Source organism: Pseudomonas sp. DCB_BI (assembly GCF_026240995.1).
In the GTDB taxonomy this organism is placed as follows: domain Bacteria; phylum Pseudomonadota; class Gammaproteobacteria; order Pseudomonadales; family Pseudomonadaceae; genus Aquipseudomonas.
The window spans coordinates 62,090-73,528 of sequence record NZ_JAPFCG010000008.1 but is presented as its reverse complement, the minus strand read 5'-3'; the positions used below and the strand labels follow the sequence as shown (position 1 = coordinate 73,528).

7 protein-coding genes are annotated in these 11,439 nt (G+C 62.7%); 3 read left to right on the top strand and 4 right to left on the bottom strand.

Annotated elements, in window-relative coordinates:
• Positions 1-29: 29 nt before the first annotated feature.
• Positions 30-524 carry a DUF934 domain-containing protein gene (locus OO258_RS10685; RefSeq protein WP_266030308.1) on the bottom strand — a complete coding sequence of 165 codons (495 nt, stop codon included), beginning with the start codon at positions 522-524 and terminating at the stop codon, positions 30-32.
• A complete protein-coding gene (locus OO258_RS10680) occupies positions 508-2,160 on the bottom strand; it encodes a nitrite/sulfite reductase (protein WP_110745048.1) in 1,653 nt (550 codons plus the stop codon). Before OO258_RS10680 ends, OO258_RS10685 begins: the two co-directional genes overlap by 17 nt.
• A gap of 213 nt (positions 2,161-2,373) precedes the next feature.
• Between OO258_RS10680 and OO258_RS10675 the strand changes: the two genes are divergently transcribed.
• On the top strand, positions 2,374-3,450 hold the full coding sequence (locus OO258_RS10675; RefSeq protein WP_266030307.1) for an ABC transporter substrate-binding protein: 1,077 nt from the start codon (positions 2,374-2,376) through the stop codon (positions 3,448-3,450).
• A gap of 290 nt (positions 3,451-3,740) precedes the next feature.
• On the opposite strand, the gene OO258_RS10670 is transcribed toward OO258_RS10675, so the two are convergent.
• Positions 3,741-3,956, bottom strand: a complete 216-nt coding sequence (locus OO258_RS10670) for a DUF2970 domain-containing protein (RefSeq protein WP_043201995.1) — start codon at positions 3,954-3,956, stop codon at positions 3,741-3,743.
• 76 nt (positions 3,957-4,032) lie between these two features.
• A complete protein-coding gene (gene metH, locus OO258_RS10665) occupies positions 4,033-7,740 on the bottom strand; it encodes a methionine synthase (protein WP_266030304.1) in 3,708 nt (1,235 codons plus the stop codon).
• Between the two features lie 182 nt (positions 7,741-7,922).
• Here metH and OO258_RS10660 point away from each other — a divergent pair, with 182 nt between their 5' ends.
• Together OO258_RS10660 and OO258_RS10655 are read left to right on the top strand one after the other, a co-directional pair.
• A complete protein-coding gene (locus OO258_RS10660; protein ID WP_266030482.1) occupies positions 7,923-10,223 on the top strand; it encodes a fatty acid cis/trans isomerase in 2,301 nt (766 codons plus the stop codon).
• Positions 10,224-10,371: 148 nt separating this feature from the next.
• The gene (locus OO258_RS10655; RefSeq protein ID WP_110745051.1) at positions 10,372-11,406 is read left to right on the top strand and encodes an acyltransferase family protein; all 1,035 of its coding nucleotides are present in this window, start codon (positions 10,372-10,374) and stop codon (positions 11,404-11,406) included.
• The last annotated feature ends 33 nt before the right edge of the window (positions 11,407-11,439 follow it).

Below are 11,439 nucleotides of genomic sequence, written 5' to 3'. Positions count from 1 at the left end.
GGGGCGGGCTGTTCGCTGGAGCGGGACGATCAGCGGCGGCGGAACAGTGGCAGCGGTTCGTCAGTCGCGGCCTGGTAGGTCACCGAGAAGTCCTTCAGGCTTTGCAGCGCGTCTTCAGGGTCTTTATCGGCACGGATGGCGAATGCATCGAAACCGCAACGGGCCATGAAGAACAGCTGGTCGCGCAGTACGTCGCCAATGGCGCGCAGCTCGCCCTTGAAGCCATAGCGGTCACGCAGCAGGCGCGCATTGGAATAGCTGCGCCCGTCGGTGAAGGCCGGGAAGTTCAGGGCGATGACCTGGAAGTGCTGCACGTCTTCGCCGATTTCTTCCGCTTCCTGGTCACTGTCCAGCCATACGCCCAGGCCGCCATCACGGGCCTTGAGCACATGGGCATGGTCGCGCCACATCTGCAGCGGGACGATGTAGTCGTCACAGTTGGTCAGCTCGTCGAACGAAAAGTCCTTGGGCAGCAGGTGCCAGGTTTCGTCGACGATCTGGTTGTTCTTAATGATTCGCTGCATAGACGCGTTCCTTGAAGGGGTCGATACCGATACGCTGGTAGGTGTCGATGAAACGCTCTTCCTCGGTACGTTGCTCGACGTACACGGCGATCAGCTTCTCGATCACGTCGGCCATTGCATCCTGGGCGAACGACGGGCCGAGGATCTTGCCCAGGCTTGCGCCGCGCGCGGCGTTGCCGCCCAGCGACACCTGGTAGAATTCCTCACCCTTCTTGTCCACGCCAAGAATGCCGATGTGGCCCACGTGGTGGTGGCCGCAGGCGTTCATGCAGCCGGAGATGTTCAGGTCGATTTCGCCGATGTCGAACAGGTAGTCCAGGTCGTCGAAGCGGCGCTGGATGGATTCGGCGATCGGGATCGACTTGGCGTTGGCCAGCGAGCAATAGTCACCGCCCGGGCAGCAGATGATGTCGGTCAGCAGGCCGATGTTCGGCGTGGCGAAGCCACCTTCGCGCAGTTCCATCCACAGTGCGTGCAGCTGGCGCTGCTCGACGTCGGCGAGGATGATGTTCTGCTCGTGCGAAGTCCGCAGGAAGCCGAAGCTGTAGCGCTCGGCCAGGTCGGCAACGGCGTCCAGCTGCTTGTCGGTGAGGTCGCCCGGGGCAACCCCGGTGGGCTTGAGCGACAGGGTCACGGCCACGTAGCCCGGGCGTTTGTGGGCGCGGGTGTTGCGCGAACGCCAGCGGGCGAAGCCTGGGAACTCAGCGTCCTGGGCGGCGTAGTCGAAGTTGTCGAGGGCCAGGTATTCCGGGTCGACGAAGTGGCGCGATACCCGCTGTACTTCGGCTTCGGTCAGGGTGGTGTTACCGCCACGCAGGTGGACCATTTCGGCCTCGACCTTTTCGGCGAACACTTCCGGGGTCAGCGCCTTGACGAGGATCTTGATCCGCGCCTTGTACTTGTTGTCACGGCGACCGTAACGGTTGTACACGCGCAGGATGGCGTCGAGGTAGCTGATCAGGTCCTGCCACGGCAGGAACTCGTTGATGAACGAACCGACCACTGGGGTACGGCCCAGGCCGCCGCCGACCAGCACGCGGAAGCCCAGCTCGCCAGCCGCATTGCGCACCGGCTCCAGGCCGATGTCGTGCACCTCGATGGCGGCGCGGTCTTCCTGCGAGCCGTTGATGGCGATTTTGAACTTGCGCGGCAGGTAGGCGAATTCCGGGTGGAAGGTGGTCCACTGGCGGACGATTTCGCACCACGGGCGCGGGTCGATGATTTCGTCTGCGGCAACACCGGCGAACTGGTCGGTGGTGGTGTTGCGCAGGCAGTTGCCGCTGGTCTGGATCGCGTGCATCTGCACGTTGGCCAGCTCGGCGAGGATATCCGGGATGTCTTCCAGCGCCGGCCAGTTGTACTGCACGTTCTGGCGGGTGGAGATGTGGGCGTAGCCCTTGTCGTAGTCGCGAGCGATCTTGGCCAGGGTGCGGACCTGGTTGGCGTTCAGCTGGCCGTACGGCACGGCGACACGCAGCATCGGCGCGAAACGTTGGATGTATAGGCCGTTCTGCAGGCGCAGAGGGCGGAATTCTTCTTCGCTCAGCTCACCGGCCAGGTAGCGGCGGGTCTGATCCCGGAACTGCTTGACGCGGTCCTCGATGATCCGCTGATCGTACTCGTCGTATACGTACATAAAAGTCCTGTCTCAGGCATGCAGCTATTCGCGCGCACGGCCGCGCACTCCGGTACGGAGCCGGGGAACGATAGCAGGTTGCGGTTATGCGCTAAAGTGATGTTTTTGCATATGAAAAGAACCAAATGGACTATGTGAGACTGACTGCCATTTATGCGCGGCCCGGAGCCTGGTGGGTATAATCCGGTGTTTGCATTGCAGGAATGTCAGCCCATGCTCAAGGTGTTGTGCCAAAGCCTGTCGCTTGCCTTGCCACTGGCGGCAAGCGCGCAAGCGGCTTCGGTGGTGTTCCTCAACCCAGGGCTGTCCACCGAGAACTTCTGGACCAGCTACAGCCGCTTCATGCAGGCCGCCGCCGACGACCTGGGCATGACCTTGCGGGTGGAATACAGCGAGCGGCGTGCCGACCTGGCGCTGACCCAGGCCAGGGCAATCCTCGCCGGGCCGCAGCGGCCGGACTACCTAGTGCTGGTCAATGAGCAATACGTGGCGCCCGAGATCCTGCGCCTGTCACGTGGCACAGGGGTGAAGCTGCTGCTGGTCAACAATGGCCTGACTGCCAGCCAGGTTCGCAGTATCCAGGCCCAGCCCGACAAGTATGCCGAACCCTTGGGCACGCTGATGAGCAACGACGAGCAGGCCGGCTTCCAGATGCTGCACCAGATGGTAGCGCAGTTGCCTCGCGACAGCCTGCCGGTAGACCTGGTGGCATTTGCCGGGGTCAAGACCACCCCGGCCTCGCAGTTGCGCGAGCAAGGCATGCGCCGTGCCTTGGCCGACTTCCCACAGGTGCGCCTGCGTCAGGTGGTGGATGGCGGTTGGAGCCGCCAGCGTGCCTACGAGCAGGCGCAGCAGTTGCTGGAGCGCTACCCGGCCACCCGCCTGGTGTGGTCGGCCAATGACGAGATGGCCTTCGGGGCCATGCGGGCGTTCGAGGAGGCCGGGCGGGTACCGGGGCGCGACGTGCTGTTCAGTGCTGTCAACAATTCACCCGAAGCCTTGCGGGCGCGTATCGATGGGCGCCTCAGTGTGTTGATGGGGGGGCACTTCAGCCTTGGTGGCTGGGCCATGGTGATGCTGCACGATGACGCCCAAGGGCTGCCCATTAACCGCGACGGCCTGCGCGAGCACAACGCGCCGGTTTTGCAGGTGATTGACCGGGCCAAGGCCAGGCGCTGGCTGAAACTGTTGCAACGGGACGACTACGGCGTCGATTTCCAGCGTTACAGCGCCGAAGGGCGGCCACCGGGCTACCAGTACCCGTTTCTGACGTCACCGGTCGAATATTGAAAGACCTTGCTTGAGGGAAGGGCATTGCTCGTCTTAACTGCTGGTTGTGAAGTGCATTCCCATAACCACTACAAGAGGCAATGCAATGGGAAACCCAACCAAGGTCCGCAAAGCTGACAGCAGTGTAGATGCCTGGGCGATCCTCTGCCTGATCGCGCTGGTTGTAGTGACTGCCGTGTATTGGGTCAGCCACCAGTGACTTGAAACTCAAGACCGTGATGCAGCCAGAGCGCCTGCGGGAAGAAGTCCCGCAGGCGCTTTTGTTTTGTCGGCGATGAGGCCATGACGGGCTAGCGGGTGAGGTGCAGGGCCAACTGCACCAGGCCGATCAGCACGGCAATGAACACCAGGGTAAACAGCGTTCCCAGCGCAATGAAATGGCTGGCCTTGCCGTGGGTGAAGTCACGGGCGCGGTTTTTGCCGCTTTGCACGCCGAAGGCGGCGGCGAGGATGCTGTGCAGCATCTGCCAGAAGGTCGGGGGTTTGCCCTGGCTGGAATCGTCCATGGTGGCTCCTGAAGAATCAGAGGCAGTCAGGGACAGTGTAGGTGGCTATCGGGGCTGCAGTGCAGCCCCAACGGTCTTAGCTGTCGTACCCCAGGTTGGGCGCCAGCCAGCGCTCGCTCACACTCACATCCTGGCCTTTGCGCGCGCTGTACTTCTCGACCTGGTCCTTGTCGACCTTGCCCACGGCAAAGTACTGCGCCTGCGGGTGGGCAAAATACCAGCCGCTGACCGCCGCCGCCGGGAACATGGCGAAGTGCTCGGTAAGGAACACGCCGCTCGGCCCGGTCTCGCCAATGGCAGTGCCATCGAGCAGGCGGAACAGGGTCTCCTTCTCGGTGTGGTCGGGGCAGGCTGGGTAGCCCGGGGCCGGGCGTATGCCGCTGTACTGCTCCTTGATCAGCGCTTCGTTGTCCAGGTGCTCGTCGCGGGCATAGCCCCAGTGCTCCTTGCGCACTTGCTCGTGCAGCCATTCGGCACAGGCTTCGGCCAGGCGGTCGGCCAGGGCCTTGACCATGATCGAGCTGTAGTCATCGCCCTTGTCCTGGTACGCCTTGGCCACTTCCTCGGCGCCGATGCCGGCGGTGGTGATGAAGCCACCCACGTAGTCGGTCACGCCGCTGGCTTTGGGCGCAACGAAGTCGGCCAGCGACCAGTTGGGCTTGCCGTCCGGCTTGATGGTCTGCTGGCGCAGGTGATGCAGAGTGGCCAGTGGCTGGCCGTCTTCACCGTAGACTTCGATGTCGTCATCGGCCACCTGGTTGGCTGGCCAGAAGCCAAACACCGCCCGGGCGCTGATCAGCTTCTCGTCGATCAGCTTGTCGAGCATCTCGCGGGCATCCTTGTACAGCGCAGTGGCAGCCTCGCCGACCACTTCGTCGGTGAGGATGCGCGGGAACTTGCCTGCCAGGTCCCATGAGATGAAGAACGGGGTCCAGTCGATGTATTCGGCCAGGGTGCGCAAGTCAATGTCTTCCAGCACCTTGACGCCGGTGAAGGAGGGCACGGCTGGCTGGTAGTTCTCCCAGTCGTACTGCGGCTTGGCAGCGATGGCCTGGGCGTAGCTCAGGCGCTCGGTGCGGGCGCTGCGGTTGGCGGTGCGCTCACGCACTTCCACGTATTCCTGGCGGGTCTTCTCGACAAAGCCTGGTTTCAGCTCTTTCGACAGCAACTGAGTGGCCACGCCCACGGCGCGTGAGGCATCGGTCACATAGACCACGGCGTCGTTGCTGTACTTGGGTTCGATCTTGACTGCGGTGTGGGCCTTGGAGGTGGTGGCACCGCCGATCATCAGCGGCAGCTCGAAGCCCTGGCGCTGCATTTCGCGGGCGACGTGGACCATCTCGTCCAGCGACGGGGTGATCAGGCCGGACAAGCCGATGATGTCGCACTTTTGCTCGCGGGCGGTCTGCAGGATCTTCTCGGCAGGCACCATCACCCCAAGGTCGACGATGTCGTAACCATTGCAGCCCAGCACCACGCCAACGATGTTCTTGCCGATGTCGTGCACGTCGCCCTTGACGGTAGCCATGAGGATTTTGCCTTTGGCTTCCGGCTTGTCGCCTTTCTCGGCTTCGATGAACGGGATCAGGTGGGCAACGGCCTGCTTCATTACGCGGGCCGACTTGACGACCTGCGGCAGGAACATCTTGCCGGCGCCGAACAGGTCGCCAACCACGTTCATGCCGTTCATCAGCGGGCCTTCGATCACTTCGATCGGGCGTGCGCACTGCTGGCGGCATTCTTCGGTGTCTTCGACGATGAAGGCGGTGATGCCTTTTACCAGTGCATGCTCCAGGCGTTTTTCCACCGGCAGCGAGCGCCATTCTTCGTTTTCAACTTCTTTGGTGGCGCCGCCGCCGCGGTAATCGTCAGCGATCGCCAGCAGGGCGTCAGTGCCATGCGGGGTGCGGTTGAGCACTACGTCCTCGACCTTCTCGCGCAGTGCCGCCGGGATTTCGTCGTAGATCTCCAGCTGGCCGGCGTTGACGATACCCATGGTCAGGCCGTTCTGGATGGCATGGTAGAGGAACACCGAGTGGATCGCTTCGCGCACCGGGTTGTTACCACGGAACGAGAACGACACGTTGGACACACCGCCCGAGCTCAGCGCATGGGGCAGGTGGTCACGGATGTAGGCACAGGCCTCGATGAAATCGACAGCGTAGTTGTCGTGTTCCTCGATGCCGGTGGCCACGGCGAAAATGTTCGGGTCGAAGATGATGTCTTCCGGGGGGAAGCCCACTTCGTTGACCAAGATGTCGTAGCTGCGCTGGCAGATCTCCTTCTTGCGCGCGGCGGTATCGGCCTGGCCGACCTCGTCGAAGGCCATCACCACCACGGCAGCACCGTAGCGTTTGCACAGGCGGGCGTGGTGCTTGAACTGCTCGACGCCTTCCTTCATGGAGATGGAGTTGACGATACCCTTGCCCTGGATGCACTTCAGGCCGGCTTCGATCACTTCCCACTTGGACGAGTCGATCATGATCGGCACCCGCGAGATGTCGGGCTCGCCGGCGATCAGGTTGAGGAAGCGAACCATGGCGGCCTGGGAATCGAGCATCCCTTCGTCCATGTTGATGTCGATCACCTGGGCGCCGGCCTCGACCTGCTGCAGGGCGACTTCCAGGGCTTCGGTGTAGTTCTCTTCACGGATCAGCCGGGCGAACTTGGCGGAGCCGGTGATGTTGGTACGCTCGCCGACGTTGACGAACAGCGACTGGCGATCGATGGTGAACGGTTCCAGGCCCGACAGGCGGCAGGCCTTGGCGATTTCCGGGATTTCGCGCGGCTTGTACTTGGCCACGGCCTCGGCAATGGCCTGGATGTGGCCTGGGGTGGTGCCGCAGCAACCGCCGATGATGTTGAGGAAGCCACTGGCGGCGAACTCCTCGACCACCACGGCCATCTCGGCCGGGGTTTCGTCATACTCACCGAAGGCGTTCGGCAGGCCGGCGTTGGGGTGGGCGGACACGTGGGTGTCGGCCTTGGTAGCCAGCTCTTCCAGGTACGGGCGCAGGTCCTTGGCGCCGAGGGCGCAGTTAAGGCCCACGGAGATCGGCTTGGCATGGCGCACCGAGTTCCAGAACGCTTCGGTGGTCTGCCCCGACAGGGTACGGCCGGAAGCGTCGGTGATGGTGCCGGAGATCATGATCGGCAGTTCGACCTTGTCGTCCTCGAACACTTGTTGCACAGCGAAAATCGCGGCCTTGGCGTTGAGGGTGTCGAAGATGGTCTCGATCAGGATCAGGTCGGCGCCGCCCTCGATCAGGCCGCGGGTAGCCTCGACGTAGTTTTCCACCAGTTCGTCGAAAGTGACGTTGCGGTAGCCAGGGTCGTTGACGTCAGGGGAAATCGAGCAGGTGCGGCTGGTCGGGCCGAGCACGCCGGCAACGAAGCGCGGCTTGTCCGGGGTTTCCAGGGTCTTGGCGTCAGCCACCTGGCGGGCAATGCGCGCACCTTCGACGTTGAGCTCGTAGACCAGCGACTCCATGCCGTAGTCGGCCTGGGAAATCTGCGTGGCGTTGAAGGTGTTGGTTTCGAGAATATCGGCACCCGCATCCAGGTAGGCCTTCTCGATGGCAGCGATCACGTCCGGGCGGCTGAGCAGCAACAGGTCGTTGTTACCCTTCACATCGCTTGGCCAATCGGCGAAACGCGTGCCACGATAGTCGTGTTCCTCCAGACGGTAGCTTTGGATCATAGTACCCATGCCGCCGTCGAGTATCAGGATGCGCTCTTTGAGTGCGTTCTGGAGTGCTTGGAGACGAGCGCTGCGGTCGGACATAGGAACTACCTGGTCGGGCGAATATCAGAAGGTGCGGAATCATAACAAAGCTGCGCGGTTTTTAGGTGTATCGCCCATTTGCATGAAATTTGCTCATGTTGGGCGGCGCCTGCGAGGCTCGGCACCCAGGGACGACCAGGCAACAACTCGTGATGGCTTTCAAGAACCAGGACTTTCCGCACATGGTGCATCGTATCCTTGCCGGCGCTTTCGCCCTGCTTATCAGCGGCGCGGTGTTCGGGCAAGCCCCCCAGTCGAGCCCGGCTATTTCCTACACCCGGGACATTCAACCGATCTTTACCGAGAAGTGCGTGGCCTGCCACGCCTGCAACGACGCCGCCTGCCAGCTCAAGCTGGAAAGCCCCGAAGGCGCGGTGCGCGGGGCCAGCAAGGTCCCGGTGTACCAGGGCGAGCGCAGCCAGGCGGTGCCTACCACACGGCTGTTCTACGATGCCCACAGCGAGGGTGAGTGGCGCAAGAAGGGCTTCTACTCGGTGCTCGACAACCAGGGCAGCCAGGCCGCGCTGATGGCGCGCATGCTCGAGCTGGGGCACAAGACCCCACTCACGCCCAACGCCAAGTTGCCCGAGGAAATCGTCCTGGGCCTGAACCGCAACAACATGTGCCCATTGCCGCATGAGTTCGACGCGTACGCCGGCGCACACCCCAAGGAGGGCATGCCGCTGGCGGTAACCGGGTTGACCGACAAGGAATACGACACGATGCGCCGCTGGCTGGCCGCAGGTGCGCCGGTGGAGTACCAGCCAATCCAGCCTAGCGCGAACGAAGCCAGGCAGATCGCCGACTGGGAAGAACTGCTCAACCGCCCGGGTTCAACCGAGGCGCTGGTTGGCCGCTGGCTGTACGAACACCTGTTCCTGGCGCACATCTACTTTGTTGGGGGTGAGCAAGGCCACTTCTTCCAGTGGGTGCGGTCACGCACCCCAAGCGGCAAGCCGGTCGACATCATCGCTACGCGGCGGCCCAATGACCCGCCGGGCACCGATTTCTATTACCGGTTGATCCCGGTGCAGGGCGTGATCGTGCACAAGACGCACATCACCTACCCGATGGGGCCGCAAAAGCTCAAGCGTGTGAAGCAGCTGTTCTACGCGGGCGACTGGCATGCCAGTGCGCTGCCTGGTTATGGCCCTCGCCACCGCGCCAACCCGTTCGAAACCTTCGAAGCGATCCCGGCGGTCGCGCGCTACCAGTTCATGCTGGATAACGCCGAGTATTTCGTGCGCACGTTCATCCGTGGCCCGGTTTGCCGTGGGCAGATCGCTACCGACGTGATCCGGGACAATTTCTGGGCGCTGTTCCAGGAGCCGGCCCACGACCGCTACATCACCGATGCCCAGTACCGTGGTGAGGCCACGCCGTTGCTGGCCATGCCTGGCCAGATCGATGACGTGGGCAGCGTGCTGAGCCTGTGGCACGCCTACCGCGACAAGCGTAACGAGTACGAGAAACTGCGCCGAGAAGCCTATGCCGAAATGCCGGCACCGGGATGGTCAACGTTGTGGGCCGGCAACGACAATGCACTGCTCAGCATCTTCCGCCACTTCGACAGCGCATCGGTCACCAAGGGTCTGATCGGTGACGTGCCACTGACCGTGTGGTTGTTCGACTACCCGCTGTTCGAACGCACCTACTACCAGCTGGCGGTCAACTTCGATGTGTACGGCAATGTTTCGCACCAGTTGCAGACGCGGCTGTACTTCGACCTGATCCGCAACGGTGCCGAGGTCAACTTCTTGCGCCTGATGCCGGCCGACCAGCGCAAGGCGATCCTGGGTGACTGGTACCAGAACAGCGGCAAGGTGAAGATGTGGATGGATTATGAAGACATCGACACCGACACCCCGAGCGGCATCAAGCTCGACCCGCGCAACCCCAAACGCGACTTCGGCCTGAAGCTGCTGCAGCGCACCGGGAGCCTGAACGCCGCGCCGGATCCGATCAACCGCTGCCAGGGCGCGTTCTGCTCACGGCCGCAGTCCAGCGAAGAGTTTCGCAATGCCGAGCAGTCGCTGAGCCGTCTGGTCTCGCGCCCGGCTGCCGGGCTGAAGGTGATCAACCAACTGCCTGAGGCAACCATGCTGCGCATCGAAGGGCAGGGCGGTCAGCGCCAGGTGTACAGCCTGCTGCGCAACCGCGCGCACAGCAATGTGGCGTTCCTGCTGGGGGAAGCCTACCGCTACCAGCCTGGCCTCGACACGCTGACCCTGTACCCGGGCGTGCTCAGCAGCTACCCCAACTTCATCTTCAACATCCCGACCAGGGATGTGGCGGAGTTTGTCGAAGACATGGAGTATGCGAAGGATGATGCGGCGAAGTTCGAGCGCATTGTCATGCGTTGGGGTGTGCGTCGCAGTCACCCTGAGTTCTGGCGCTACTTCCATGACCTGAACAGCTATATCAAGGAGACCGAACCGGTCGAGGCGGGCGTGCTGGACATGAACCGCTACGAAAACCTCTGATCGGGTTGGCTGACCTTTCCGACCTACCTGCGGTCGGAAAAGGTGGGTGGTCCGGGGGCTGGTGTGCAGCCCCCTTCGCGGGTCAGCCGCGCGAACGAGCGCGGTGCGCTCACCGGGCCTCAATGCACAGCCAAGCGCAGGGTATTTCATGCTGTATTCGCTTCAGGCACTGCGGGCGTTCGCCGCCTGGGTGGTGGTCTGCCACCACTTCATGCAGATCTTCTTCGACTTCCACGCCACCGGCCCTATCGGCCAGCTGCTCACCGACCGCGGTGCGGTGGGCGTCGACATCTTCTTCGTCATCAGCGGGCTGGTCATCTACCTGTCGACCCGCGACAAGGCGATCGAGCCGCGTCAGTTCCTGCTCAACCGCGTTCTGCGCATCGTTCCGGCTTACTGGTTCTACACAGCACTGATGAGCATACTGTTGCTGGCCTTCAGCCAATGGATGCCGCATCAGGAATTCACCTGGCACCATCTGTTGCTGTCGCTGGTCTTCGTCCCGGCGGAGAACCCCGGTGGGTATGGCCTTTACCCGACGCTGAACGTGGGCTGGACGCTGAACTTCGAAATGTTCTTCTACCTGCTGTTCGGCCTGGCGTTTCTGGTGCGTCAGCGGCACCACCTGCTGCTGGTCACTGCCGCGCTGCTATTGGTCAGCGAGGTGCTGGGGCGGCTGGGTGTGCTCAGCCGTTTCTACAACAACGACATCATCTATGAGTTCCTGCTCGGCATCGGTTTGGGCGTGCTGTATCGCCGTGGGCTGATCCGTGAGGGCCGCGGGTTGCCGCTGCTGGTGCTGGTGGTGGCAGGCCTGGCCATCTACCACCTGGATGCGTCGCAGCGGCTGCTGCACTGGGGCGTGCCGAGCGCGATGATCGTGCTGGCGTTCATTGCCCTGGAGCCGTGGTTCAAGGGCAACCGGTTGCTCAAGGCGCTGGGTGATTGCTCTTACTCGGTGTACCTGATCCATGTGCTGGTGCTGTATGCCGGCTGGTTCGCCAGCCAGCGCCTGCACCTGAACCCCTACCTGGTGTTCGCGCTGTGCGTGCCGTCCATTGGACTAATGTCGTGGTTCAGCTACCGCTGGCTGGAGCGCGGCCTGTACCGGCGCATGCAAGCCTGGCTGGCGGCGCCGCGGGAGCCGGCGGCGGAATATGCGCTTTCCCGAGTCAAATACTAGGACTTTGTTCAAGGGCCGGGTTGGCGTACACTT